General features: G+C 66.4%; 27 protein-coding genes. 14 read left to right on the plus strand and 13 right to left on the minus strand.

What is annotated here, in order from left to right:
- The first annotated feature begins 13 nt into the window (after positions 1–13).
- The 3 genes from PV772_RS06325 to PV772_RS06335 all read left to right on the plus strand — a co-directional run bounded on the left by PV772_RS06325 (position 14) and on the right by PV772_RS06335 (position 3,222).
- A complete protein-coding gene (locus tag PV772_RS06325; RefSeq protein ID WP_347885663.1) occupies positions 14–1,090 on the plus strand; it encodes an FUSC family protein in 1,077 nt (358 codons plus the stop codon).
- 70 nt (positions 1,091–1,160) lie between these two features.
- A complete protein-coding gene (locus PV772_RS06330; RefSeq protein WP_141182780.1) occupies positions 1,161–1,904 on the plus strand; it encodes an IclR family transcriptional regulator in 744 nt (247 codons plus the stop codon).
- 130 nt (positions 1,905–2,034) lie between these two features.
- Positions 2,035–3,222 (plus strand): 4-hydroxybenzoate 3-monooxygenase, encoded by a 1,188-nt coding sequence (locus tag PV772_RS06335; protein WP_347885664.1) that lies wholly within the window; start codon positions 2,035–2,037, stop codon positions 3,220–3,222.
- A gap of 40 nt (positions 3,223–3,262) precedes the next feature.
- Here the strand turns inward: PV772_RS06335 and PV772_RS06340 are convergent, their stop codons facing one another.
- The gene (locus PV772_RS06340) at positions 3,263–3,802 is read right to left on the minus strand and encodes a TetR/AcrR family transcriptional regulator (protein ID WP_347885665.1); all 540 of its coding nucleotides are present in this window, start codon (positions 3,800–3,802) and stop codon (positions 3,263–3,265) included.
- A 57-nt stretch (positions 3,803–3,859) separates the two neighbouring features.
- Here PV772_RS06340 and PV772_RS06345 point away from each other — a divergent pair, with 57 nt between their 5' ends.
- Entirely contained in the window at positions 3,860–4,915 is a 1,056-nt protein-coding gene (locus tag PV772_RS06345) for an FAD-dependent monooxygenase (protein ID WP_347885666.1), read from the plus strand.
- Here PV772_RS06345 and PV772_RS06350 read toward each other — a convergent pair whose 3' ends face one another.
- From PV772_RS06350 to PV772_RS06370, 5 genes are all read right to left on the minus strand, one after another.
- Complete coding sequence (locus PV772_RS06350; protein ID WP_347885667.1) at positions 4,916–6,739, minus strand: iron ABC transporter permease; 1,824 nt, start codon at positions 6,737–6,739, stop codon at positions 4,916–4,918.
- The gene (locus PV772_RS06355; protein ID WP_347885668.1) at positions 6,736–7,800 is read right to left on the minus strand and encodes an ABC transporter ATP-binding protein; all 1,065 of its coding nucleotides are present in this window, start codon (positions 7,798–7,800) and stop codon (positions 6,736–6,738) included. Before PV772_RS06355 ends, PV772_RS06350 begins: the two co-directional genes overlap by 4 nt.
- Before the next feature lie 47 nt (positions 7,801–7,847).
- Positions 7,848–8,924 (minus strand): extracellular solute-binding protein, encoded by a 1,077-nt coding sequence (locus tag PV772_RS06360; RefSeq protein ID WP_347885669.1) that lies wholly within the window; start codon positions 8,922–8,924, stop codon positions 7,848–7,850.
- A gap of 170 nt (positions 8,925–9,094) precedes the next feature.
- Entirely contained in the window at positions 9,095–9,562 is a 468-nt protein-coding gene (locus PV772_RS06365; protein ID WP_347885705.1) for a hotdog domain-containing protein, read from the minus strand.
- A 34-nt stretch (positions 9,563–9,596) separates the two neighbouring features.
- On the minus strand, positions 9,597–10,100 hold the full coding sequence (locus PV772_RS06370) for a GNAT family N-acetyltransferase (RefSeq protein ID WP_347885670.1): 504 nt from the start codon (positions 10,098–10,100) through the stop codon (positions 9,597–9,599).
- A gap of 153 nt (positions 10,101–10,253) precedes the next feature.
- Between PV772_RS06370 and PV772_RS06375 the strand changes: the two genes are divergently transcribed.
- The 3 genes from PV772_RS06375 (at position 10,254) to PV772_RS06385 (ending at position 12,116) form a co-directional block, all read left to right on the plus strand.
- Complete coding sequence (locus tag PV772_RS06375; protein ID WP_141182774.1) at positions 10,254–10,766, plus strand: MarR family transcriptional regulator; 513 nt, start codon at positions 10,254–10,256, stop codon at positions 10,764–10,766.
- A 76-nt stretch (positions 10,767–10,842) separates the two neighbouring features.
- Positions 10,843–11,160, plus strand: a complete 318-nt coding sequence (locus PV772_RS06380) for a hypothetical protein (RefSeq protein ID WP_347885671.1) — start codon at positions 10,843–10,845, stop codon at positions 11,158–11,160.
- A complete protein-coding gene (locus PV772_RS06385; protein WP_347885672.1) occupies positions 11,157–12,116 on the plus strand; it encodes a serine/threonine-protein kinase in 960 nt (319 codons plus the stop codon). Before PV772_RS06380 ends, PV772_RS06385 begins: the two co-directional genes overlap by 4 nt.
- Here the strand turns inward: PV772_RS06385 and PV772_RS06390 are convergent.
- Together PV772_RS06390 and purB are read right to left on the minus strand one after the other, a co-directional pair.
- The gene (locus tag PV772_RS06390) at positions 12,113–12,787 is read right to left on the minus strand and encodes a histidine phosphatase family protein (protein WP_141158924.1); all 675 of its coding nucleotides are present in this window, start codon (positions 12,785–12,787) and stop codon (positions 12,113–12,115) included. The genes PV772_RS06385 and PV772_RS06390 overlap by 4 nt on opposite strands.
- Before the next feature lie 140 nt (positions 12,788–12,927).
- Positions 12,928–14,370, minus strand: coding sequence for an adenylosuccinate lyase (gene purB / locus PV772_RS06395; RefSeq protein WP_347885673.1), 1,443 nt, complete (start codon positions 14,368–14,370; stop codon positions 12,928–12,930).
- Between the two features lie 178 nt (positions 14,371–14,548).
- On the opposite strand from purB, the gene PV772_RS06400 reads away from it, so the two are divergent.
- Together PV772_RS06400 and PV772_RS06405 are read left to right on the plus strand one after the other, a co-directional pair.
- Complete coding sequence (locus PV772_RS06400; protein WP_347885674.1) at positions 14,549–14,839, plus strand: hypothetical protein; 291 nt, start codon at positions 14,549–14,551, stop codon at positions 14,837–14,839.
- Positions 14,836–16,212 (plus strand): hypothetical protein, encoded by a 1,377-nt coding sequence (locus PV772_RS06405; protein ID WP_347885675.1) that lies wholly within the window; start codon positions 14,836–14,838, stop codon positions 16,210–16,212. Before PV772_RS06400 ends, PV772_RS06405 begins: the two co-directional genes overlap by 4 nt.
- 27 nt (positions 16,213–16,239) lie before the next feature.
- Here the strand turns inward: PV772_RS06405 and PV772_RS06410 are convergent, their stop codons facing one another.
- Positions 16,240–17,139: a hypothetical protein gene (locus tag PV772_RS06410; RefSeq protein WP_347885676.1), complete on the minus strand. Its 900-nt coding sequence runs from the start codon at positions 17,137–17,139 to the stop codon at positions 16,240–16,242.
- 216 nt (positions 17,140–17,355) lie between these two features.
- Complete coding sequence (locus PV772_RS06415; RefSeq protein WP_141158929.1) at positions 17,356–17,781, minus strand: phage holin family protein; 426 nt, start codon at positions 17,779–17,781, stop codon at positions 17,356–17,358.
- Positions 17,782–17,886: 105 nt separating this feature from the next.
- Here PV772_RS06415 and PV772_RS06420 point away from each other — a divergent pair, with 105 nt between their 5' ends.
- The 5 genes from PV772_RS06420 (at position 17,887) to PV772_RS06440 (ending at position 23,466) form a co-directional block, all read left to right on the plus strand.
- The gene (locus tag PV772_RS06420) at positions 17,887–19,005 is read left to right on the plus strand and encodes a histidinol-phosphate transaminase (RefSeq protein ID WP_141158930.1); all 1,119 of its coding nucleotides are present in this window, start codon (positions 17,887–17,889) and stop codon (positions 19,003–19,005) included.
- Between the two features lie 149 nt (positions 19,006–19,154).
- Complete coding sequence (gene pdhA / locus PV772_RS06425) at positions 19,155–20,387, plus strand: pyruvate dehydrogenase (acetyl-transferring) E1 component subunit alpha (protein WP_141158931.1); 1,233 nt, start codon at positions 19,155–19,157, stop codon at positions 20,385–20,387.
- The gene (locus PV772_RS06430; RefSeq protein WP_141158932.1) at positions 20,387–21,367 is read left to right on the plus strand and encodes an alpha-ketoacid dehydrogenase subunit beta; all 981 of its coding nucleotides are present in this window, start codon (positions 20,387–20,389) and stop codon (positions 21,365–21,367) included. The genes pdhA and PV772_RS06430 overlap by 1 nt, the downstream gene beginning before the upstream one ends.
- A gap of 7 nt (positions 21,368–21,374) precedes the next feature.
- Positions 21,375–22,832, plus strand: coding sequence for a dihydrolipoamide acetyltransferase family protein (locus PV772_RS06435; protein WP_141158933.1), 1,458 nt, complete (start codon positions 21,375–21,377; stop codon positions 22,830–22,832).
- 16 nt (positions 22,833–22,848) lie between these two features.
- Positions 22,849–23,466 (plus strand): phosphatase PAP2 family protein, encoded by a 618-nt coding sequence (locus tag PV772_RS06440; RefSeq protein ID WP_307361182.1) that lies wholly within the window; start codon positions 22,849–22,851, stop codon positions 23,464–23,466.
- Positions 23,467–23,495: 29 nt separating this feature from the next.
- On the opposite strand, the gene PV772_RS06445 is transcribed toward PV772_RS06440, so the two are convergent.
- The 3 genes from PV772_RS06445 to PV772_RS06455 form a co-directional block, all read right to left on the minus strand.
- Positions 23,496–23,831, minus strand: a complete 336-nt coding sequence (locus PV772_RS06445) for a hypothetical protein (protein WP_141158935.1) — start codon at positions 23,829–23,831, stop codon at positions 23,496–23,498.
- Positions 23,832–24,007: 176 nt separating this feature from the next.
- Positions 24,008–24,436, minus strand: coding sequence for a universal stress protein (locus tag PV772_RS06450; RefSeq protein WP_141158936.1), 429 nt, complete (start codon positions 24,434–24,436; stop codon positions 24,008–24,010).
- Positions 24,437–24,480: 44 nt separating this feature from the next.
- Positions 24,481–25,773, minus strand: coding sequence for a PLP-dependent aminotransferase family protein (locus tag PV772_RS06455; protein ID WP_347885677.1), 1,293 nt, complete (start codon positions 25,771–25,773; stop codon positions 24,481–24,483).
- Between the last annotated feature and the right edge of the window lie 68 nt (positions 25,774–25,841).

Here is a 25,841-nt window from a genome sequence, read left to right on the forward strand (position 1 = left end):
AGGCGCTGCCCCCGTGAAGATGCTTGCTGAGATGTTCAGCATTGCCCCCGGCAACAAAGACCACCACCCGGCCATCAGGTGCGCCGTCGGCGTCTTTGTCCCCCTGATTACCCTGGTGCTGCTGGGCAGGCTGGACCTGGCGATCTTCGCGTCGTTCGGAGCCTTCACTGGAATCTACGGCCGCGGCGAGCCGCACGCCGTTCGCTTCATGCTGCAGCTGCGGGCCGGGCTGCTGATGCTGCTGGTTATCTTCCTGGCCGCCCTCGCGGCCCGGATGGGTCCTGCCCTGGGCCTGGATACCTCCGCGCACACGTGGCTGCTGGTCCTGGCCACCACCGTGGTGGCGGGCGCCTGCTCGGTGGCGATTTCCTGGCTCCGGCTGCGCCCGGCAGGCTCCCTCTTCCACATTTTCGCGTTCGCTGCCATCGCCTCCATTCCCAACCAGCCGCCGCTGTGGGAAGGCATGCTGGTTGCGGTGCTCACCACCATGTTCGCGTTGCTCGTCGGCTTCTCGTCAAGGATCCTTCCCAGCCACCGCACCCCCTGGACCAGGCCTCCCCGCATCCGTCGCACCCCCGCTGAGAAGCGGACGGCGTGGCTTGAGGGCTTCGGCTACCTGGTGGCGGCCGGCCTGGCCGGGTCGTTGGCCACGTGGGCAGGAAGCCGGCTCGGCTTCGGCCACAACTACTGGGCCATGGTGGCCGCCGTGGTTCCCCTCGTGGGCCACAGCACCAGGCACCGGGTGCGCCGCGGCATCCAAAGGATCATCGGGACCGTGCTGGGCCTGCTGGTCCTGGCTGCCGTCCTGCTGGTGGGCCTGCAGCCCTGGCAGACGGTGCTGGTCATGGCGCTCTGCCAGTTCGGCGCCGAGCTGTTCATTATCCGCCAGTACCTTTTGGCCCAGCTGTTCGTCACGCCCCTGGCGCTGGTGTCCACGCTCCTGGTGGTCCCCGCCTCGGCCTCCATCCTGTTGCGCGACCGCATCGTCGAGACCGTCATTGGCGCCGCCGTCGGCATCGTGGTGGTGCTGGCCCCCGGGGCGTGGCGCCGGCTGCGGGCCGGTGCGGAAAGGGCCGGGACGCCGGCCTGACCGGCTCCCGCTGCAGTCCGGCGCCCGGCCGCGGTACGCTGGACTTCCCGTTCAACGGAAGGCGGCGGCAGTGGCGAACTCAACTTCGGGCGATTCGGTAGTGGACCGGATTGTGCGGCTGATCTCCGCCTTCCCGCAGGACGTTGCCGATCTCCGGTTGTCGGAGCTCGCCGAGCGTGCAGGCCTCCCACTGACGACGGCGCACCGGCTGGTGGGCCAACTGGCCGGCCACGGGCTGCTGGAGACCGCCCCCGGCGGTATCGTCCGCCCGGGCCTCCGGCTGTGGGAACTGGTGAACCGCGCCTCGCCTGCCCTGGCGCTGCGCCAGGCGGCCATGCCGTTCATGGAGGACATCCAGCAGGTCCTGAACCAGAACGTGAACCTGGCTGTACTGGACGGCTGGGAGGCGCTGTTCGTCGAACGCCTCTCCCGCCGCGGGTCGGTGGCCAACCGGGCCCAGGTGGCCGGCAGGATGCCCATCCACATATCGTCCGCCGGACTGGCGCTCATGGCCCACCAGGACAGGACCCTCCAGCATGAATACCTCGCCCAGTTCCAGGATCCCTACGGCAAGCTGGTTGCCGACGACGTCCGTACGCTGCTCGCCGATACCTCGCGGCAGGGCTTCGCCCAACTCAAAGGCGTGGTTGATCCGGACACGTGGGGCATCGCCGTGCCCGTCCTGAACCGCCGCCAGCGCGCGGTGGCATCCCTCGGCGTCGTGGTTCCCCTGCGGGAAATGCGGCTGCAGGCGCTGGTTCCGGCGCTGCAGACGGCTGCCCGCGGGATTGCGAGGGGCCTGGCCGAGGCCTGACCAACGGCCCTGGAGCTGCCCGGAATCCGTTGAACGGAATTCCTGTAACGCCGGTCACCCGCCCTGCTGCACACTGAAAGCCAGGCATCCATCCGCCCCTCCCGGGCCCGCAACGAAGCGAGAAGCAGCCATGGCACGAAAAGTCATTACCACCCAGGTAGCCATCATGGGAGGCGGCCCGGCGGGCCTGATGCTCTCCCATTTGCTGGCCAAGGCCGGCATCGAGTCCACGGTGGTCGAGATCCGCAGCCACGAGGAAATCTCCCACACTGTCCGTGCCGGCATCCTGGAGCACGGAACCGTCAACCTGCTGGTGGACAGCGGCGTCTCCGACCGGGTGCTGCGCGACGGCGACCGGCACGACGGCATCGAGCTGCGCTTCAACAACGAGAGCCACCGCATCGACTTCAAGGACCTCGTAGGCGAGTCCGTATGGCTGTACCCGCAGACCGACGTCTTCCTGGACCTGGCCGCACGCAGGCAGGAAGACGGCGGCGACGTGCGCTACAGCGTCACCGACACCACCGTCCACGACCTGGAGGGCAAGCCGAAGGTCTGGTTCACCGACGCCGACGGCGTCGAGTTCGAGATCCAGGCCGACTTCCTGGTGGGCGCGGACGGCTCGCGCAGCCACTGCCGGTTCCAGATCCCGGAGGCCAACCGCAAGTGGTACTTCCACGAATACCCCTTCGCCTGGTTCGGCATCCTTGCCGAGGCGCCGCGCAGCTCCGACGAACTGATCTACGCGAACTCGGCCAACGGCTTCGCCCTGATCAGCCAGCGCACCGAGACGGTCCAGCGGATGTACTTCCAGTGCGATCCCAAGGAGAACGTGGCGGAATGGGATGACGACAGGATCTGGGCGGAATTCCGCAGCCGCGTCAACGGCAACGGCTTCGAGCTCAAGGAAGGCCCTGTCCTGGAAAAGATGGTGCTCCCCTTCCGGAGCTTCGTCCACACTCCCATGCGCCACGGCAACCTGTTCCTGGCCGGGGATGCTGCGCACACCGTGCCGCCTACCGGTGCCAAGGGCCTGAACCTGGCCATCAATGACGTCAAGTTCCTTTTCGAGGGGCTGGACAGCCACTACAACTCCGGTTCGGACCGGCTCCTCGAGACCTACAGCGACCGTGCCCTGGACCGGGTGTGGAAGGCCCAGCAGTTCTCCTACTGGATGACCACCATGCTGCACACCCCGGCCGACGCGGACGATTTCTCCCGTGCCCGCCAGCTCGGCGAACTGAACTCCGTGGTCTCCTCCCGCCACGGCAAGGCCTACCTGGCTGAGGCGTACACGGGCTGGCCCGCTTCGGCCTAAAGATGCCGGGAACGTACGACGGCGGCCGGCCGGGCAGCGTTCAATTGCCCACCAGCCGCCGGACGGCGGCTGCGATGGCGGCAGCGTCGGGCTGCTCGTCCCGCCTGACGGTGAGCAGGTGAAGCAGCACCCCGTCGCCGTAGTCGGCCACGTCCCGGGCCCGGGCCTGCGCATCCGGGACACCCAGCGCGGCCAGCGCATGTTCCAGGCCGCCCACCAGCTGGAAGTGGCCGGCCGTTACGGACTCCGGTTTGTCCAGGGAAAGTGCCAGCCGGGCCCGGGTCAGGCCGGCATGCCGGCCGGCAAGCATTACCACCATGGAGGCGAGCTGGCTTGCCAGTTCACCCGCATCCTTCGGCGGACCGGCAGGTCCCTGCTCCCTGAGGAGCGCGGCGTCCAGTTCAAGCAGGCGGTCCAGTACGGCGTCAACCAGGGCAGCGCGGTTGCGGTAGTAGTTGGACGTAGTGCCTTCCGACAGGCCCGCGGCGGTGTCCACGGCCCGGTGGGTGAGGCCCTTCATGCCCTTGTCCGCCACTACGGCCAGGGCGGCGTCGAGCAATAGGGTGCGTCGGTCCGGCATGGATCCAGTGTAATCGGGCCCCTTCCAGCTCACTACAAAAGTAGTAAAATGGGGTGCATGGAAAGGATCACGATCGTTGGCGGCGGCATCGCCGGCCTGGCCCCGGCAGCAGCCCTGGACCCCAACCGCTTCCACGTGACGGTGTACGAGAAACGGCCGGAACTGCCCACCGTCGGCAACGCCCTCGGGATGTGGCCTAACGCCCAACGCGCCCTGGCCCGGTTGGGGATCCTGGACCAGGCTCGGGCCGTCAGCCCGGTGCTGGGCAGCGGGTCGGTCCGCAATGCACAGGGTGAACCGTGGTTCACCGTCGAGGCGGGGGAGATGTTCGGCATCTCCCGGATCGACCTGATCCGGCTGCTGGATGGCGCCGTGCCCGCCACCGTCCTCCGCGTCACCGACACCGTGCAGTCGGTCCCCGCGGACGGCAGCCTGGTAGTGGGCGCCGACGGTGTCCACAGCATGGTTCGCCGTGCGGGATGGGGCAGCGCCACGGAGGCCCGGCTCACGCCCTACCTCGCCCTCCGCGGTACCCTCCCGACGCCGGTCGCCCCGGACGAGGTGGGCGAGTACTGGGGCCGCGGCGACCTGTTCGGCATGGCCGCCGCCCGGGGCGGGTCCTTTTGGTACGCCAGCTACCGGTCCGGACTGGGCCCCTATGGAATCGATGTTCCATTGGCCCTGGAACAGGCTCGGGCACGCTTTGCCGGCCATGCACCTGCCATCCGTCGAACCCTGGCAGCAGCCACGCCGGAGGAATGCCTGGCCCAGCGCCTGTGGACGGTTCCACGCCTGCGCTCCTACGTCACGGGCCGGACGGTGCTTATCGGCGATGCCGCGCACGGCATGCTGCCCACCCTTGGCCGCGGTGCGTGCGAATCCCTGGTGGACGCGGTGACACTGGCAGACCTGCTTAACACGCTTCCCGAAGACCAAGCACTGCGTGCCTACAACCGGCAGCGGAGACTCCGCACCCGCGCCGTGAGCGTGGCCTCCTCGGCGCTCGGACGTGTCGCGCTGGCAGACCGTGCCCAGCCGCTGCGTGACCGCCTGCTCAACCTGGCCCGGCGGCGGAACACACGGACCGCCGTCGGCAGCGGTTCGGGGCGGTAGTCAACGGACGGCGGCGGCCGGGCGCGTGGCGTCGTCCTCACCCGGTGCCTGTGCGCCGGAAAGTCCGGCGCCGGAGGCCTGCTGGCCGGCCGGCGCTGCGGGCAGCCGCTTCCTGCCCTTCCGCCGCCCGGACCTGCCGTACACCAGATACATCGTCACGCCGGTGATCACCATGAGGAGCACCGTGTAAACGAAAGTGTTCGCGATCCCCTCCGTGCCTTCTGCCCCGTCGGTGTTGGCTTTGATCACCAGGCCCAGCGGCTGCACCAGCGGATGGGCCAGGAAGATCGCGGTGTCGTAGTCGTCCAGCAGGCTGTTGAAGTTCAGGGCCGTGATGGCTGCAGCTGCCGGAAGTACCAGCGGCAGGAGGATCCGGCGGAAGACATACAGCGTCTTGGCGCCCATGATGGCGGCGGCCTCCTCCAGGGAAGAGTTCACTGCCGCAAAGGACGCCTTGAGCATCCGGAGCGTGAACGGGATCTTCACCGTGACGAAGGCGATGAGCAGGATCACCGTTGTCCCGGTGAGGACGGCGCCCCCCACCAGGGGATTGGGATGGTCGTAGCTGACAATCAGGCCCAGGGCCAGCAGTGCCGACGGCAGGATCCACGGAATGTGCAGCAGGTATTCAAATGTTGAGGACAGCCAGTTTTTGTACTTTTGCAGCAGCCGGGCCACAAAGAGCAGGCCGCCGACGGCGATGACCGCAGCCAGGGCGCTGTACACCACACTGACGATGAACGGCCGGAGCCCGGATTGCTGCGTGAGGACGCGGACATAGTTGTCGAGGGTCAGGTTGGAAAGCGAGAGCTGTCCGGTCTGGATGGCTGCGCCGTCGGCAAATGAATAAAGCACGATCAGCACCACGGGCAGCGTGTAGACGGCAAAAAGGAGATAGGCCACGGCGTGCACGGCCACGTTGGCCACGGGGTGGGCAATGTCCTGCTTCTGCAGCTCGGAGGACACCTTTGACACCGAAAAGTAGGTGCCGCCCTTCTCCAGCCGGGACATCACGGCGAGCATCACCATGGTGGCCAGGCCAAGGATCACGGCCAGCAGCGCGGCCAGGTCGCGCGAAGTGGGGCTGTTGGTGAAGGTCAGGATCATCGGTGTGATGGTCTGGAACTCGCGGCCGCCCAGCACCTGTGGGGCGCTGAGGGCGCCCAGGCCGGTGAGGAAGGACAGGATGGTGACAGCGAACAGCGTGGGTTTAAGCATCGGCAGGACGATGCGGCGCAGGATGGTCCATGTGGAGGCGCCAAGGTTCCGCGCGGCCTCGATGGTCTGGTAGTCGATGCCTTTGAGGGCGTTGGCAACGAACAGCATGTGGTTGGTGGTGGTGGCAAAGGTCATGACTGCCAGCACGGCCAAGAACCCGGAAAACCAGCCGGGGTTCATTCCGGGAAAAATCCGGACCAGCAGCGACGTGACAATGCCCCTGTCCCCGTAGATGAATTTGTACCCCGCCGCCAGCACGATGCCGCCATAGATGAACGTGGACGCGTAGCCGAGGAACAGGATCCTCGAGCCGCGGATCCGAAAGTAATGCGTTACCAGGACGATGAAGACGCCCACCAGGTTCACGGTGACGGACAGCGCCACGGCCAGCAGGAAGCTGTTGCCCAGTGCCTTCATGGCCCGCTGGGAGGAAAACAGCTTCTCCGCGGCGCGGCCCGAAAAGCTGCCGTCGGGGAAGAAGGTGGCGATCAGGATGTTGATGTTGGGCCACACCAGGAATGCGGCGATGAACCAGGTGAGGATGACCCCCACCACCAGGACGAACGGGGAGCGGGCCATGCTGCGCACCGGGTTGTTGACGCTCATTTCAGGGCAACCGCCGGGTCCTGTGCCAGTGCGGCGCCGGTTCCCGGATGGTACTGGAGGACGTGCCCGGGCTGGACGTAGACCGTCGTGGCCGTGCCGGCCCCAGGGTGTGCGGCGCCGTCTTCACGGACCAGGAGGCGGATGTCCGCGCCATGGCTGCGGACCACATAGCGGCTGTGCAGGCCGTGGTAGGTCCGGGAAACCACGGTGGCGGGAAGCCCGACGGCGGTCCCTCCGTCCGCGGGCCGGTCCAGGGAGGCTTTTTCCACGCGCAGGTAGGACCTGGCATCCGTACTGAGGCCGGCCCCGGAGAGCCGGTTGACCTCCGCCACGAAGTCCGGCGTCAGGGCTGAGCTGTCACCGATGAAGTTGCAGACAAACTCCGTAGCAGCATGGTCGTAGATGTCCTGGGGCGTCCCAACCTGTTCCACCACCCCCTTGTTGAAGACCGCCACCCGGTCACTCATGGCAAGGGCCTCGTCCTGGTCGTGGGTGACGTACACGGTGGTGATGCCGAACTCGCTCTGCAGGTCCTTGAGCTGCTGGCGCAACTGGTGGCGGAGCTTGGCATCGAGGTTCGACAGCGGCTCATCCAGCAGCAGGATCTTGGGCCGCAGCACCAGGGCGCGGGCCACGGCCACGCGCTGCTGCTGGCCGCCGGACAGCTCGGCCACGTTCTTGGCCAGCTGCTCGTCGCTGAGGTCCACGCGCCGCGCAATGTCCCGCACAAGGCGGTCGCTGTCGGCAGGTTTTTCCTTCCGGACCCGGAGCCCGAAGGCGATGTTCTCCCATACGCTCATGCTCGGGAACAGGGCATAGTTCTGGAACACCATGCCCACCTGACGCTTGTCGCTCGGAAGGCGGGTCACGTCCTTCCCGTCCACCCGGACCGTCCCCCTGGCCGGCTGGATGAAGCCGGCCAGGGTGCGCAGCGCCGTCGTCTTCCCACAGCCGGAGGGCCCCAGGAGGGTGAAAAACTCACCCGGCTGGACATGCAGGTCCAAGTGCGGAATGGCGGTGAAATCGCCAAAAGTAACTTCGATGTCTTCCAAGCGGATCATGGCAACCCTGTCTGATGGAACGCGGAAACGGCGGCTGGCAGGACGGGCTACGTCATGTATTCGAGTTCGATCTTCTCCACCCAGGCGCCCATGTTCTTCTGAACGAAGTTCCAGTCGATGTCCTGCTGCTTCAGGCCGGCGAAAAAGTCCACCACCTCCGGGTTGGCTTTCGCCTGGGCGCTTTTGTTGACGGGCATGGAATTGAACTTCTGGGCGAACTCGCCCTGCACGTCCGCGCTGCCGAACCAGTCGATGAACTTCTGCGCCTGCTCCTTTTTCTTGGTGCCTTTCACCAGGGCTATCTGCTCCACGGCAAGCGGGACCCCCACGGAGGGAATGACGGTGTCCACGTTCACTTTGAAGGACTTTTCGCGGTCGGCAATGATCGAGGACGGCATCTGGCCCATGTCCACCTCGCCGGACGCGATGCGGGCAAACAGGTCGGTCTTGGCCACTGCGGGGCTGCCGTTCTTGAAGTACTGCTCAACCTGCTTCCACCCGTCGTCGGAGATCCCAAGATCGCCCGAGTCATCCCGGTAACGCGAAAGGATGCCGGCGAAAACCAGCTGCGCCGTTGCGGTGCCCAGGCCGGTGACCCGCTCATAGCGGCTCTTGAACTCGTCCTTGGACCACAGGTCCGTCCAGTCCTTCGGTGCGGCGTCCTTGGAGATCTTGTCCGAGTTGTAGCCCAGAAGGATGGCCTGCTTCACCAGGGGCCAGTACGTCTCCCCGTCGCCCAGGCCCTTGTCCACCTCGCCCGCCCACGCGGGCTGGTACGCCTCCAGCGCGCCCTCGTTCTTGACCTGGGAGAAGTACATGTTGTTCAGGCCGAACGCGACGTCGGCGATGGGGTTGTTCTTCTCGGCAATGAGCTTGTTGGTGGCATCGGCGCCGCCGGCCCCCACGATCTCGATCTTGAATCCAGCCTCGGCCGCCTTGGCGGCCAACCAGTCGCCCCGGCCCTCCCCGTTGGAGTTGGTGTAGATCACCAGGGTGTCCCCGGACGCTCCCGCGGGAGCTCCGGAGGCTTCACCGGTGGAGGCCGGCGGGGTGGAGCCCCCGCCGCAGCCGGCGAGGAGGGTGGCGGCAACGGCGGCGGCAACCAAAGTCTGCAATTTACGCACGATCAGGACTCATTTCTGGACTGGAATCAGAGCATGTCCGCACAGCCTATAGCCGGGCATGACGAAAACCGGGCTGTTATAGCTATCGATTCGATAAACAGCCCGGCTTCTCACTTTGGACCTGTCGGGAAAACGGTTGGAGCCCCCGGCGTGAACCGGCGGGAAACGTTTCAGTCCTGGTCGGGGGTTCCGCCGAGGTGGTGGGTGGGGATTCGGTCCCGGTCGTAGGTGATCTCCGTATAGCCGTGCGGTTCCGGCTTTCCGTCCCGGCCCAGGTTCACGAAGACGATCTCCTCGATGGTGAGGATGCTCTGCCTGGTGATCATGTTGCGGACCTCGGCGCGCATGGTCAGTGAGGTCCGGCCGAACCGGGTTGCCGTCAGGCCCATCTCGATGAGGTCACCCTGGACCGCGGAGCTGACGAAGTTGATTTCAGAGATGTACTTGGTGACCGCGCGGCCGTTCCCCAGTTGGAGGATGGCGTAGATGGCGGCTTCTTCGTCGATCCACTTCAGCAGGCTGCCGCCGAAAAGGGTTCCGTTGGCGTTGAGGTCCTCCGGCCGGACCCACTTGCGGGTCCGGAAGGTGATGTCTGCTGCTTCCGTACGGCCGAGGTTAGCTGATGCCGCCCGCCACAGTCCCAGTGTGACGGCTTCCCGGGCCGGGCGGACGCTAGGCCATGGCCGTCTGGGCGGCGCTGTGGGCGTTGATGCGTTTGGCATAGCAGTGCGAGTGCTCCACGCCCGTGTAGGGCCCGAAGTTCGGGATCGGCTCGAAACCTGAATTTTCGTAGAAGTTCCGGCCGTCCGGTTGTGCCGACCCGGCCTCGGCCTTGATCCGGGTTATGCCCTGGCTGAAGGCCTCCGCCTCCAGGGCCGCGAGGATGGAGCTGGCCACCCCGGAGCCACGGGTGTACGGCAGCACGTAGAGCCGCTTGATTTCGGCCGTCGTTCCGTCCAGGAGCCGGAGCCCGCCGCAACCCACCGGTTGCCCCGAGCCTTTGTCGTACGCCACCAGGAAGACGGCGCAGTCGGCGCCCGACGGCGGCGGCCCAGGCTCATGGTCGGGCCGGCCGAAGCGGGCGTCGAGTTCTGCCTGCTGCGCGCGGCGAAGGTCAGCGCCCACGGGGTTGGACCAGGAGACCTGTCGAATGTTGAGCCTGGGGTTGGTCTGCATATCTGCCTCGATTCGCCGGAGGGGTATGCCTGACAAGGCTAGGTGCGGCGAGTTACGCAGGTGTTTCCAAGGGGTTAGCGCCCGGATAACCCCCACGGGACCATAAAGTAGATTACTTGGCAGTCTAGTTACCAGTTGGTCTAAAATGATGTCATGGTTTCTATGGGCAACGAGGGATCCGGCTACTGGTACGGACCTGACGGGCAACTGGACTACAGTGCGGCGGTGCTGAAGGCCCTGCGCGACTACCGCGCGGCCGAAACTGAGATTCGCCGAAGCACCAGGGACTCCATGGGCATGGGTGAAACAGACATCCTCGCCCTGCGGTACCTGCTGCGGGTCCAGGCATCGGGGAAGCAGGTTGTCCCCAAGGACCTCAGCCGGTTCCTCAATATTACTAGCGCTTCCACCACATCGCTGATCGACCGCCTGGTGGCCAGTGGGCACGTTCGCCGCGAGGCCCACCCTTCCGACCGCCGTTCGGTGGTGGTGGTTCCCACCGTGGAGTCGGACAAGGAGGTCCGGGAGACGCTCGGCGCAATGCACCGCCGCATGATGGCAGTTGCGGAAGGCCTGAGCGCCGAAGAGGCCCGGATCGTGGTCGATTTCCTGCAGCGCATGACCGATTCACTTCAGCTCCGGGAAGAAGAATTAAAAGTTCACTAGCCTGACTAGCTAGTTCGCCTAGTTATATGTAAGCTTACGATTGTTCCCGAAGTTGCTTCCCAACGGAGTCGTGAGTGTGTTGGTCCCTTACACCGAAGTTTCACCGCGTAAACCCGCCATGGGCGTGACCATTCCGGATGCCCGCACGGACCTGACGCGGTCCACCCTGGACGGCACCACAGCGCCGCAGGGACACACCGCCGTCCACTGCGGTACGCCGATGCAGCTGGTGACGCCCGCACTTGGGTGGGAGCGTGCCAGCTACACCTTCGCCCCGACTACCCCCGGGGACAGCGAGCTTCCGCCCGTGTGGCGTTGCGCCTGCGGGTTCCAGCTGGACGCCTGGAGCGCCGGACCGCGCGTGGCACGTCGTTCCGCTGACCTCTCCGCATGAGCGCCAACGGGACGGCAGCTGCGGCGCCGCCGCATTCGTTGCTGAACAGCGGGGCGGCGCCCCTTGCCGGCCGGTACCAGTTGAGGGAACGCCTTGGCCGGGGATCCGCGGCCGAAGTATTTCGCGCGGTGGACCTGGAGGGCGGCCCGGACGTTGCGGTGAAGATCGCGACGGCCGGCGGCCGGAAGCAGCACCAGCGGATCCGGAATGAGGCTGCCGTCCTGGCCCGCTTCAGCCATCCATCCATCGTGAGCCTGGTGGACCAGGGCGTGGTGGCAGGCAGCGGTTCCCGTGCCGGGCGCCCGTACCTCGTGGAGGAACTGGCCCTGGGCGCCAGCCTTGCCGAGGTCATCCGCGCGGACCGCCCTGGGTCCGGTGATGTGGCACTGTGGGCGCGTGGCCTCTTCGGTGCACTCGCCCACCTGCATGCCGGCGGGCTGGTGCACCGCGACATCAAACCCGCGAACCTGATGCTCAGCGGCCTGCGGAGAAGTCCAGTCCGGATCATCGATTTCGGCATTGCCGCCGCCACCGGTTCGGCGCCCGAGCCCGGAATTTCGTCCGGGACAGTGCACTATATGAGTCCCGAGCAGGCATCCGGCGGCACCGTTGCGCCGTCCTGGGACGTGTACTCCACGGGGCTTGTCCTGCTGGAGCTCCTCACCGGCAACAAGGCCTTTCCGGGCACCGCCATTGAATCCCTGGTGGCCCGGACCCTTCGGTCCCCGGACGTCCCGGAGTACCTCGGGGGCTGGGTCCCCCTGCTGCGGTCCCTGACGGCCATGGACCCCGGGGAACGGCCGACGGCGGCAGATGCCGCGGTGATGGCAGCGCAGCTGATTCCCGGGGTCCCGTCAGCCCGCCGTGGCATACCGGCCCTGCGCAGCCGGGCGGACGTGGGCCCATGTCCCGCCGCGCGGGCGCTGCCCCACCGGCGCCACCGGCAGCAGGCCTAGGGGGCGGCTGCGTCCCGGCCCGTCGGGTCCCCGGCGGCGGGGTCCGCCAGGGCGAGGCCGCCCACCGGGCTGCCTTCCCAGTGGATCAGCTTCCAGCCGGTGTCCGGGTCACCCTCCAGCGCCACAATGCCGGTATTGGCCAGCACGTGCCTGGCGGCGAATTCGTGGTCGATGCCGTCGGCCCGGAGCCCGGCCCAGGTCCTGATGGCCGCACCATGGCTCACCACTGCCACTGTGTTGTGCTGCCCGGATGCCCTGTCGACCACCCTGGCGATGGCGGCGTCGAACCGGTCGAAGAACGCGTGGCCGTCGGGTCCTGCAGGCATGCGGTTGTCCAGTTCACCTGCAGCCCAGGAAATGACCGTTCCCATGTACCGCTTATGCGACTCGTGGTCCGTGAGCTTCTCCAGTGCTCCCGCCTCGATCTCGTGCAGCCCCTCCAGCACCGTGGTTTCCAGGCCCCGGAGCCTGCCCAGGGGTGCCGCGGTGATCTGGGTGCGGATCAAGGTTGACGCGTACAGGGCGCCGATGGGTTCGTTGACCAGGGACCGCGCCATCGCCTCTGCCTGCCGTTCGCCCAGTTCGGTGAGGCCCGGTCCCGGGTGGTCGGTGTCCAGCTGGCCCAGCACGTTTCCCGGGGTCTCGCCGTGGCGGATCAGGAGCAACTTCATGACTCCAGTTTCCCACCCCGCCGCAGTGCTGCCGAAACGCCTGCTTCCGGGCCCGGGAGGCACGCCCTGCCTGGACAAACGAAAGGCGCCGGACCCTCCCGGGCCCGGCGCCGTCGTCGTACGTTCCTGCCTTGCGGGGCTTACTTCAGGTGATCCACCAGCTGGTCCGCGATACCCGTGTATGTGCCGGGCGTGAGGGCCAGGAGGCGGGCCTCAGCGTCGGGGGAGAGGCCCAGGCCCTGCACGAACTCCTGCATGCGCGCAGCGTCCACGCGCTGGCCGCGGGTGAGGTCCTTGAGGCGCTCGTAGGGGTTTTCCATGCCCTCGACGCCGGCAATCGCCTCGGCGCGCATGACCATCTGGATGGCCTCGCCCAGGACCTCCCAGTTGGTGTCCAGGTCCGCTGCCAGGACGTCTTCGGCGACATCCAGGCGCTCCAGGCCCTTGGCAACGTTGGAGATGGCCAGGAGGGAGTGCCCGAATGCGACGCCGATATTGCGCTGGCTGGAGGAATCGGTGAGGTCCCGCTGCCAGCGGGAGGTCACCAGGGTGGAGCCCAGGACATCGAGCAGTCCGGAGGAGATCTCCAGGTTTGCCTCGGCGTTTTCGAAGCGGATGGGGTTGACCTTGTGCGGCATGGTGGACGAACCCGTGGCACCGGCCACTGGGATCTGCGCAAAGTAGCCGATGGAGATGTAGCTCCAGATGTCAGTGCAGACGTTGTGCAGGATGCGGTTGAAGCGGGCAACGTCGGCGTAGAGCTCAGCCTGCCAGTCGTGGCTTTCGATCTGCGTGGTGAGCGGGTTCCAGGTAAGGCCCAGCCCCTCCACGAAGGATTCGGAAACCTGCTGCCAGTCGGCGCCGGGGACGGACGCCACATGGGCCGCGTAGGTGCCGGTGGCCCCGTTGATCTTGCCCAGGTATTCGGTCTTGGCGATCCGGTCCAGCTGGCGGGTCAGGCGGTGCGCGATGACGGCCAGTTCCTTGCCCAGGGTGGTGGGGGTGGCCGGCTGGCCGTGGGTGCGGGACAGCATGGGAACTGCCCGGTTCTCCTCCGCCATCCTGCTGATCTGCGCCACGAGCTTGCGGGCAGCGGGGAGCCACACGTCCTCCACGGCACCCTTCACGCCGAGGGCGTAGGACAGGTTGTTGATGTCCTCGGAGGTGCAGCCGAAGTGGACCATGGCGGTCAGGTTTTCGATGCCGATGGCGGGGAGGCGGCGGCCGATGTAGTACTCCACGGCCTTCACATCGTGCACGGTCACGGCTTCGATTTCAGCCAGTTCGGCGACGGACGCGGCGTCGAATTCAGTGACGATGGCGCGGAGCTGGTCCTGCTGTTCCGGGCTCAGGGGACCGGCGCCGGGAAGGACGTTGTTGCTGGTCAGGTGGATGAGCCATTCCACTTCGACCGCCACGCGGTCCCGGTTCAGGGCGGCCTCGGACAGGTAGTCAACGAGTGGCGCGACGGCGGACTGGTAACGGCCGTCCAGGGGTCCAAGCGCGATCTTTTCCGATGACGCGGCGAGGGCCAGACGTCCTGAGGGCGTACGGGTATGAGCTGTGGCGGCAGTTTCAGGCATGTGCTGATTCTTTCATGAAGTCCGGGGCCGCCTTAAGCGTGGTCGTCCACGTTACTTGTCCACATAGCCGACGGCGGCGCTTACGGGGGCGGGGCCGCGTGCCTAGCGTTGGGAGCAGCAGGGTTGGGACGGATTATCCGGCCGGGGAGGCTGGGTCGGAAAGCAGGGGGACGGTCCGATGGACGGGATCTGGGACAGCCGGCAGCAGCTGGATGCCACGCTGATGTCGGTCGCGGGCCGCCTTGAAACCTGCAGCGCCAAGGTCGAACAGGTACTTGGCGGATTCCATGACATTCAGCTGCTCGACTGGCAATCTCCGGCCGGGCGCGCTTACCGGGATGCTGTCACTCTCCAGGCCTCCAGCCTGCGCCGCGCCCTCGACCGTCTGCAGGAGGCGCGGCTCGCGGTAGCACGGCGGGCCCAGGAAGACACCGGGGTGCCAATCGCCACGTCCGGCTGGCCAGGATGAGCACCGCGGCTCCACGGGGGGAGGGCGACATTGGGCTGTATGGCCCGTCCCGGAACGGCAGTATCACCGTGAGCGGAGGCGTCTCGGGGTTCAGCGTGCAGCTTGAGGAACTCATGGCCGGCGCGGAGAAACTCGACGGGCTCGCACAGGATCTGTTGTGGGCCGAAGAGGAATCCGGCCGCATCCTGGACGAGCTTTGCCGGGCGGACCACCAGCCAGCCTGGTCCGGTGCGGGCTACGTGGCGAGCGTGCGCGACAGTGCATGGGCGCTGCGGACGGTCCGGGCAGAGATGCAACGGATCAGTGCCGAGGTCCGCACCTGCATCCGGGACTACGAGAAGGCTGAAGAGCACGCAAAAACAAGCCAGTATTTCGGGTACCGCAGCCATCAGGATCTCCTGCACTCGGCCATCGTGATCCTGACTTCCAAGGCTGCCGACGGAAAGACTATGGAATGGCTGGTGAGCCAACTGGGCGCGCAGGCCTCGGTAATGAAAACCAACATTGGACAAAACCCCTGGGTCCGGGACGCCGTATTTGGCATGGCATCGGGCCTCAGGCCAAGGCGCATTGCTGTGCAGCGCGAAGAGGAGGTGGCAGTGGACCTCGAGGCTTCGCCGGCCGGCCTGTTGGAGCGGATACGGCAGATTGAGGCACGGGGACCGGGGTTCATCGAAGTCCTTGAGGTGCCAAAAGGAGGGGAAACAGCTTATGTCGTGGTCATTCCCGGCACTCAAGCGGCAGGAATCCAGGCAGGGGGCGACAATCCCTTCGATGAAGCAGGCATCGGCGAGGGGATGTTCTACAGCTCTTCGGAAGTGAACCAGGCAATCCTTGAGGCACTTGAGGCGGCCGGGGCAAAGCGGGGAGCTCCGCTGGTAGCGGTGGGGTACAGCCAGGGCGGCATCCATGCCATGAACCTTGCTGCCGATCCCGAAGTCCTCCGCGCCTACGATGTCCGCTACGTGCTTACTGCTGGATCGCCGGTTGCCGGAATTACACCTGGAGTGGGGGTCAGTTCGCTGCACCTGGAGCATGAAGCAGACTGGGTTCCCGGCGCAGACGGAGCACCAAATCCCGACACCCGGGACAGGGTAACGGTCACTCTGACAAATCCGGTAACCACTCCGGAGGGGGAAGGCGCGGGGCTGGGGCCAGGGCACCGACTCAGCGGTTATGGGGAGGCGGCAAGCCTGGTTGCCGCCAGCAAAGATCCCTCACTGGTCCAGTCCACCGCGGCGCTGGGTGCTGTCCTGGGCGCAGGCGGGGCCGTCACGGCTACGCGATTCTCCCTGTCCAGGACTCCGCCGCCCACCGTCCCCAAGGACCGCAGGGATCCCTTTTCCGGGCGGCCACAACCGGGAGCCCGCTAGGAAGTTTCTCCGCACGTGCGGCAGGCGTCAGGAGATTGGGGCGGCGTGCAATTCCATGTACCGGCTGGAGCGCAACTGTTCGGGTTGCGGGGCGGGGGCAGCCGGCTGTGGGGCAGGTGCCGGGACGGCGGCAGGGCACCGGTAGTTGTAGTCGAGGTCGTTTTCCGTGAACTGCGTTGTGGTGACAGTTCCGCCCGGCGTCAACGGCGGAGCGCCGCAATACTCTTCTGCCGACTCTGCCGAGTCGGGGCCCGCAAGCCAGTTCTGGAGTTTGTAGAGGTTGCTGCCGGGACTGACGTCACCCGCAATCTCGTTGAACTGATATCCGGTTGAATAGATCCCCACTTCCACCCCGGCCCCCTGCAGGTAGGCCGTCATGCCTTCCAGTTCGGCTGCATTGGCTGCCTTGTCCCACAGCCAGGTGTTTCCAAACTCAACATCCAGCCACCACATGCGGTGTATGTCCTGCCCGGCTGCCGCCAAGATGCCGGCTGACGTGGCGGCCATGGCGTAGCCGTGCACGTAGGCGCAGGCCGGGGACGCGGTGCCGTCGCACAAACCATATGGATTGCCGACAGCGGTTTCCCCGTACGTGTTCCCGGCCGGCCACCATAACGACTCCGCGGGCCCGGTCGCGGCAGTGTTCACATACACTGCAGCCGGGGTGCCGCCTGCCGCCTCAGCACTTTGACCCGCCCACGCCAGTTGGGCGGCCAGGCAAGGGTTGGCGGTGTCGGGACGCCCGCCGTTCACCCCGACGATCGCGAAGGGCGGGGGCGCAGGAAGATCAGCGCCGCATTGCGGCCAGGAGATGTCGTTGCCCAACCCCGCGGGGCCGTGCGGTGCGGTGCCGGATTCCGCACGTGCCGGGCCGGCTTGCCATGCCAGGAGCAGGCAGGCAGCGAGACATATCCTGATGGACTTCATAGCTTGACCCCAATGTTCCGGAACCGACAACGACGGGCCGTGCCCGGCCTGAATTGCAGCCTAGGCGGCCGCCAGCGCAGGGGTCATGGGTGGCTGGTACTGGAGTTTGTGCTGCTGATTCGGGGAATGGCACCTGATGGGTACCTGCTCGCCGGCCGCCCTGCTACTTGGCGGCATGGCACCGTGGGGGCTTCTTCACGTCGGAGGCGGTCCGGGTCAGCGCCGGCCTCCCGGCAGGAGCCCCGCCACCAGGGACACCAGCGAGATGATGATGGCGGCGAGCAGCGCCGTCCAGAAGAAGGAATCAATGGTGAGGTGCACTGGCGTATAGCTGCTGATCCAGGCCGTCAGGTACAGCATGGCCGCGTTGATGACGATGGCGAACAGGCCAAGCGTCAGGATGGTGATGGGCAGCGCGAGGAGGCGCACCAGCGGCCGTACGAAGGCATTGACGACGCCGAAGATGAGGCCGATGAACAGGTAGGCCAGGACAATCCCAATGGTCTCGGTGTCCTGTGAAATCCCGGTTCTGGCGACGGCGTCGGATGCCGCCGTGCTCGAGATGTCCATGCCCGGCAGGATCCAGCTGGCCACCCAGAGCGCAGCGGCGTTAACGACGACCCGAAGGATGAAGGAACCCATGCCCCCATGCTTCCATACCGTTCCCATGGGAACCTGGGGAACGGCAAGGAATTTGTGCCCCGCATACCCCGGGTCCTCGCGGGAGCGGGACGTAGGCTAGAGGCCATGACTTCACCTGAGACCCGGGCGGGCGGAATTGCGCCGCGCCCGGTGCTGGACCGGCTGCCCCGCTACGCGGCAGGAAAACCGCCGGCCGCGGTCAGCGGTCTGGCCAGCTTCAAGCTGTCCTCCAATGAAAACCCGTTACCGCCGATCCCGGCAGTGCTGGAAGCCATCGCCAACCAGTCCGACTTCAACCGGTATCCGGATCCCCTGAGCAGCAAGCTTCGCGCTGCCCTTGCGGAATTTCTCGGTGTGCCCGCCGACGACATTGTGACCGGAGCGGGAAGCCTTGGCGCGCTGAACCAGATCCTGGCCGCCTTTGCCGGCCAGAACGAGGACGGGAAAGCGGACGAGGTCATCTATGCGTGGCGCTCTTTTGAGGCTTACCCCATCAGCGTTGGCCTGGCAGGCGCCGAAAGTGTCCAGGTTCCCGTCACGGCCGACGGCCGGCACGACCTCGCAGCCATGGCGGCGGCCGTAAGTGCCCGCACCAAAGTCATCCTTCTCTGCACGCCCAACAACCCCACCGGCCCGGCCCTGGACGCGGCCGAAACCGAAGCCTTCATCCGGTCCGTTCCGGCTGACGTGGTGGTGGTGATCGATGAGGCGTACCAGGAGTTTGTCAGGGCGGAAGGCGCCGTGGACGGAATCGCGCTATACCGGAAATATCCCAATGTGGTGGTGCTCCGGACCTTCTCCAAGGCGCACGGCCTGGCCGGGCTCCGTGTGGGCTACAGCGTCTCCCATCCCGGGCTGACGCAGTATTTGAGGGTGGCTGCGACTCCATTCGCTGTCTCCCAAATTGCCGAGCAGGCAGCGGTTGTCTCCCTGGCAAATTTTGGCCAGGTTGTGGAAAGGGTACAAAAACTCGTTGACGAGAGGGACCGGGTGGTCAACGGCCTCAAGGACCTCGGCTGGAGCGTCCCTGACGCCCAGGGCAACTTCGTCTGGCTCGCGCTTGGCGCCGAAAGTGCCGCCTTCGCAGAGTTGGCGGGGACGCGGGCTCTCTCGGTGCGGGCCTTCGCCGGAGAAGGTGTGAGGGTCAGCATCGGGGAGCCCGAGGCCAACACGCGGTTCCTCCAATTGTGTGCCGACTATACAAAGGCGCCTGCAACTTCCTAGCACTTAACAAGTAGCCCTCCGGCTACTTACCGAAGATAAAGTTAGGATCAGTAAGCCAATATATATGCCATGCCGGGAATGTATTCCGTGCGCGGCATATATCCCAGCGACATTGCATTGCATCCGGATGCGGCAAGCAAGGAGACGGTATGGGCACTCATCTGCCTTCCACCGAGTTCGACGGAACAGCGGTAGACGACCAGCGGGAAGCCGATGCTGAAGCCGTCATGGGCGAGCCCGCGGCACAAATGGTTCAGCTTCTCGGTCCTGACGGGAAGCTGGGCACCGATCCCGTCTACAGCGCCTACGCGGACAAGCTCACCGCCGGCGACCTGCGGGGCCTGTACGCCGACATGGCCGCGATCCGGCGGTTCGACGTCGAAGCGACCGCCCTCCAGCGCCAGGGCCAGCTGGCCCTGTGGGTGCCGCTGACAGGCCAGGAAGCGGCGCAGATCGGTTCAGGCCGGGCCAGCCAGCCGCAGGACTACATCTTCCCCACTTACCGGGAACACGGCGTGGCGCTTACCCGGAACGTGGACCTTGCCGAACTCCTGCGCCAGTTCCGCGGAGTCTCCAACGGCGGATGGAACCCCAAGGACACCAATTTCCACCTATACACCCTGGTCCTGGCGGCGCAGACCCTTCACGCCGTGGGATACGCCATGGGGATCCAGCGGGACCAGAAGCTCGCCGCCGCCTCCAATACCGCCGGCAGGGAGCCTGACGCCGCCGTCATCGCGTACTTCGGCGACGGCGCCAGCTCGGAAGGCGACGTCCACGAGTCCATGGTGTTTGCCTCCTCCTACAAGGCCCCCGTGGTGTTCTTCTGCCAGAACAACCACTGGGCCATCTCCGTGCCCACCAACGTCCAGACCCGCGTTCCGCTCTCGAACCGTGCCAAGGGATACGGCTTCCCCGGCATACGGGTGGACGGCAACGACGTGATCGCGGTCCACGCCGTCACCGAGTGGGCGCTGGAGCATGCCCGCCAGGGCAAGGGGCCAGTCCTCATTGAGGCCTTCACGTACCGGGTGGGGGCGCACACCACGGCGGACGATCCCACCAAGTACCGGCAGTCCGAGGAGGAGGATGCCTGGCGGGCCAAGGATCCGCTGGCCCGGCTGGAGAAGTACCTGCGCGCCGAAGGCCTGGCAGATGACGCCTATTTCGCCAAGGTGAAGGCCGACGGTGACGACCTGGCCGCTTATGTCAGGCGCACCGCCCACGATCTTCAGAACCCGGACATCCGGCAGGCCTTCGCCAGCGTCTACAGGGAGGCCCACCCGCTGGTGGCCGAGGAACTGGCGTGGTTCGAGGAATACAGCGCAGGATTCGCCGGCGGGGAAGAATCCGCCGGGCACGCAGCAAAGGCAGGCCACTGATGACCACCATGACCATCGCGAAGGCCATCAACGAAGGCCTCCGCGCCACCCTGGCCGCCAACCCCAAGTCGTTGCTGATGGGCGAGGACATCGGACCCCTAGGCGGCGTCTACCGCGTCACTGACGGACTGATCGGCGAGTTCGGCCCGGACCGCGTGGTGGACACCCCGCTGGCCGAGTCCGGAATCATCGGCACCGCCATCGGCCTGGCGCTGAGGGGGTACAGCCCGGTCTGCGAGATCCAGTTCGACGGGTTCGTCTTCCCCGGCTTCAACCAGATCACCACCCAGCTGGCCAAAATCCACTCACGCAGCAACGGCAACCTCACCGTCCCCGTGGTCATCCGCATCCCCTACGGCGGCGGCATCGGCTCCATTGAGCACCACTCCGAATCCCCGGAGGCCCTGTTCGCCCATACGGCCGGCCTGCGCATCATCACCCCGTCCAACCCGCATGACGCCTACTGGATGATCCAGCAGGCCGTGGAGTGCCAGGACCCCGTCATCGTTTTCGAACCCAAGCGCCGCTACTGGCTCAAAGGGGAGGTAGACGTCGAGGCGCCCGGGCCGTCGGAGGATCCGTTCAAGGCCCACGTTCTTCGCGAGGGTACCGACGCCACCGTGGTGGCTTACGGACCCCTGGTGCCCGTGGCATTGGCGGCCGCCAACGCAGCGGAGGAGGACGGCCGGAGCCTGGAGGTCATCGACCTCCGGTCCATTTCCCCCATCGACTTCGACACCGTCACCGCCTCCGTCCAAAAAACCGGCCGTCTGATCGTGACCCACGAGGCCCCCACATTCGGCGGAATCGGAGGCGAAATCGCCGCCCGGATCAGCGAGCGGGCATTCCACTCCCTCGAGGCGCCGGTGATCCGCGTCGGCGGCTTCCACATGCCCTACCCCGTTGCCAAGGTGGAGGAAGACTACCTTCCGGACATCGACCGCATCCTCGAGGCGCTGGACCGCGCCCTCTCCTACTGAGGACACCATGACCCTTAATAAGTTCAACCTGCCCGACGTCGGCGAGGGCCTCACGGAGGCGGAAATCGTCTCCTGGAAGGTCAAGCCCGGCGACACCGTGGCCATCAACGACGTCATCTGCGAGATCGAAACCGCGAAGTCGATCGTGGAACTGCCGTCCCCGTTCGCCGGCACCGTCACCGAACTGCTGGTGGAGGAAGGGGTGACGGTCGACGTCGGGACCGCCATCATCAGTGTCAGCGACGAAGTCTCCGGCGACCCCACCCCCGCCGACGTCCGCGCACCCCAGGCCACCGTCGCTTCCGGTGCCTCCACCCAGCCGCTCTACGGCACGCTGCCCGCAGACGCAGGGGAGGCGGGCGAGACCTCCGCCGCACCCCTGGTGGGTTCCGGGCCGAAGGCCGACGCCGTCAAGCGCCGGCCCCGGAAGACCGCACCGTCGGCCGCCATGACAGTGAACGCGCCCGAGGTCGAACCGGTCCAGCCCCGTACGCCGGCCGAAGTTTCCGCCGGCGCACCTTCCGCCGTCGACACCCGGCCGACCCTCGGCGGCACCATCACGGGCCTTGTCAACCGGGTACTGGCCAAGCCGCCGGTCCGCAAAATTGCCCGCGACCTTGGCATCGACCTCGCCGACGTCGTCGCAACGGGTTCGCGCGGCGAGGTGACCCGCGAAGACCTGGTCAGCTACCAGGCGCAGCGCGACGCCGAGCTGGACAAGGCGGACGGCTTCTGGGGCGCGGCCGGAAAGCCGCAGGACCAGCGCGTGGAGAGCATTCCGGTCAAGGGCGTCCGCAAGGCCACGGCCAAGGCGATGGTGGAATCTGCCTTCGCGGCACCGCACGTCAGCATTTTCGTGGACGTCGACGCGAGCCGCACCATGGAATTCGTCAAGCGGCTCAAGGCCTCCCGGGACTTCGAGGGAATCAAGGTCTCGCCGCTGCTCATCCTGGCCAAGGCCGTCATCTGGGCCGCCGCAAGGAATCCCAGCGTGAACGCAGCCTGGGTGGACAACGAAGACGGCAGCGCCGAGATCCAGGTCAAGCACTTCATGAACCTGGGCATTGCCGCGGCCACTCCGCGCGGCCTCATGGTGCCCAACATCAAGAATGCGCAGGACCTGTCCTTGAAGGAGCTGGCCCTGGCGCTGAACGACCTTGCCACCACGGCCAGGGCCGGGAAGACGCAGCCGGCGCAGATGCAGGGCGGGACGCTGACCATCACCAACATCGGGGCCCTGGGCATCGACACCGGTACGCCGATCATCAATCCGGGGGAGGTGGCCATTGTTGCCTTCGGAACCATCAAGCAGAAGCCATGGGTCCTGGATGGAGAGGTGATTCCCCGCTGGATCACCACCCTGGGCGGATCCTTCGACCACCGCGTGGTCGATGGTGACCTGTCCGCCCGCTTCATGGCCGACGTCGCAGCCATCCTGGAGGAGCCCGCGCTCCTCCTGGACTAGGGAACCGGCCCAGGACATGGCAGTAGGCAACGGGGCGATCCGGAACAGGAACCGCACAGCCAAATGGCTGACGGAGGTCTTCCAGCCGCCGGTGGTGGTTTCCCTGCAGCTGCTGGTCAGCCCACTGGCCCAGCCGGGATTCCCGGGAACCATCGGCTACGGTGCGCTGGCGGCCCTCTTCGTGTGCGTGCTTCCGCTGGTGGTGCTGCTGGTCCTGGTCAGGCTGGGCAAAGTCACGGACCACCACGTCAGCGACCGGAAGCAGCGTGCACCCGTGCTGCTGATGGCGCTGGGCTGCATCGCTCTGGGGCTGCTGGTGCTGGGCGCCGTGGATGCGCCCCAAAGCGTCATTGCGATGGTGCTGGCGGTAGTGGGCGGCGTGGCGGTCCTGGCCGTGGTCAGCCCGTTCTGGAAGATGAGCGGCCACGCCGCTGCCGTGTCCTGCGCGGCCGTCGTATCTGTGCTGATGCTCGGCGCTGCGTGGTCACCGCTGCTGCTCCTGGTCCCGGCGGTCAGCTGGTCGCGGGTGGTGCTGCGGGCCCATTCCCTGGCACAGGTGGTGGCAGGATCGCTCTTCGGCGGCCTGGTGATGGCCGGGATCTGGTGGCTGCTGCAGGGTTGGCTGGTGGGCTGACCTTCTACGCGGCCGGGGGAATTGCCAGCCTAGTAGGCGGCGTATGCGGTGAAGGCTTCGAGTATGGCCGGATCCGCGGTGGTTCCCAGCACTACTGCGGCGGCGGTCATCAGGCCGCCCATGAGCGCGGCCGCGCCGGCCCAGGCGCTCAGGAGCTTCCAGTCCTCGCGCAGGACGCTGCGCACGGTGGCGGGGAGCTGGAGCCCCGGGGTAATGAGGTTGGGCGCACTGTCCAGGCTGCCGTCGTCCAGCAGCGCAACCACACGGTCGTTGCTGCGGTCCACCCGCATGGAGCTGATGTGGTTGCCGTGGCGGGCAAGGAGGATGTCGTGGCCAACAAGCTGGCGGCGCTGCATGGTGATCAAGGGGAGCCCTTCGCTGGTGGGTGGATTCGTCAGTGTCCACGCCGTTGGGGGCCCATCCAATTTTATCGTTGCGCCAGCAGCGCAAATGATGATAATGCGGTGAGAACGGACACCACCCGCAGCGATATCCGCCACCACGGGTGGTGTCCTGCGTTACCCCAAGGGGGTTCCTGGCTCTAGTCGGCGTCGTAGGTGTTGGCGATGTAAACGTCGCAAGGGGCGTTGTGGGCCACGCTGTTTGCCACGCTGCCCAGGACCCGGCCGATGCCGTGCATGCGGCGGTTTCCCACCACGATGATGCGGGCATCCATTCGGACGGCTTCCTTGATGAGGGCATCGGCGGGCCGCCCGCGGGCCGCCGAATAGGTGACCGCGACGTCGCGGCCCAGGGATTCCGCCACGGTCCGGGCCACCTGTTCTGCGGCGTCGGCGTCGGAGACGATCCAGCGGTCGCTGCCGCTGCCGAACACCTCGGTCCGGTCGCTGTCAAAGGCCGACACGACGTGCAGCGAGGCGTCCAGTCCCGCCGCCAGGTTCTTGGCCGATTCCGCTGCCCTCTTTGCGGTTTCGCTGCCGTCGACCCCTACAACGATGATTCCACCCATATGCATGCTCCTTTGCTCGGTTTTCGGCGTTCGTGTGGCTTACGCTACAGCGCCGCGATGGCTTCCTGCAGCACCGGCGCCAACCGGCGCACTCCCTCGGCGATGGCTTCGGGAGGGACGGCGCTGAAGGCGAGCCTGAGCTTGTTGGACGGCTCGTCCGACGGCGTGAACGCTGCGCCGGGGATAAACACGACGCCGGCATCGATCGCCTTGCGCAGCAGTGGGTAGGTGTCAATGCCCTCCGGCAGCGTCACCCAGACGAAGAAGCCGCCCTGTGGGCTGGTCCAGGTGGTCCCGGCGGGCATGTATTCCTTGAGGGCGGCGAGCATGGCCCGGCACCGCTGGGCGTACAACCCGCGGTAGGTTTCGATCTGGCCCTTCCAGTCGTAGTCGCGCAGGTAGGCGGAAACCAGCATCTGGTTCAGGGCGGGCGGGCAGAGCGTGACCGATTCCGCGGCGAGGTAGTAGCGGCGCTGCAGGTGTTCCGGAACCAGGGCCCAGCCGATCCGGAGGCCGGGCGCGAAGATCTTGGAGAAGGAGCCGAGGTAGATGACGTCGTCCGGGTTGGCGGCGCGCAGTGGGGGCAGCGGCTCACCTTCGAAGCGGAGGAGTCCGTACGGGTTGTCCTCCAGGACCAGGATATTCGCCCTGCGGCATATATCGACCACCTGCTGCCGCCGTTCCCGGGCCAGGGTGATGCCGGCGGGGTTATTGAAGTTCGGGATGGTGTAAAGGAACTTGATGCTCCTGCCGGCGAGCTGGAGCGCGGCGATCCGCGCCTCCAGCAGTTCCGGGACCAGGCCGAACTGGTCCATCTCCACCGTTTCCACCTGGACCTGGTATGCCTCGAAGGTGTTCAGTGCGCCGACGTAGGTGGGGTCCTCCACCAGGACCACGTCTCCCGGATTGCAGAAGAGCTTGGTGGCCACATCCTGGGCCGACTGTGATCCCGCGGTGACCACTACGTTCTGGGGGCGGGCGTCCAGGATGCCTTCGGCGGCCATGACCTCGCAGATCTGCTCCCGGAGCTCGGGGGTACCCTGTCCGGCGCCGTACTGCAGGGCAGTAAGTCCATCCTTGGCAATGATGTCCGCTGCCGTCGCTGACAGGCGGTCAAGGGGCAGCGACTGGAGATACGGGCTTCCGCCCGCGAGGGAGACCAGTCCGGGCCGCATGGAAATGTCGAAAACGTCCCTGACGGCGGACTGGCGGATGTTCGCCGCCCGCTCCGAGAACAGTTCCTCGTGGCGGTGGGCCGAGGTGGCTGCACGCTCGATCGCATCGATGGCTTCGGCAGGCAGCGTTCCGGCGGAGGCATCCAGTGTTTCGTGGGTCACAGAGTCAGGATACAGCCCGATGTTGCTTGCAGGGCAACACCTGTTTATCCCGGACGGGCGAGACGTTC

The sequence above is a fragment of the Pseudarthrobacter sp. CC12 genome (genome assembly GCF_039907755.1).
Lineage (GTDB): Bacteria > Actinomycetota > Actinomycetes > Actinomycetales > Micrococcaceae > Arthrobacter > Arthrobacter niigatensis.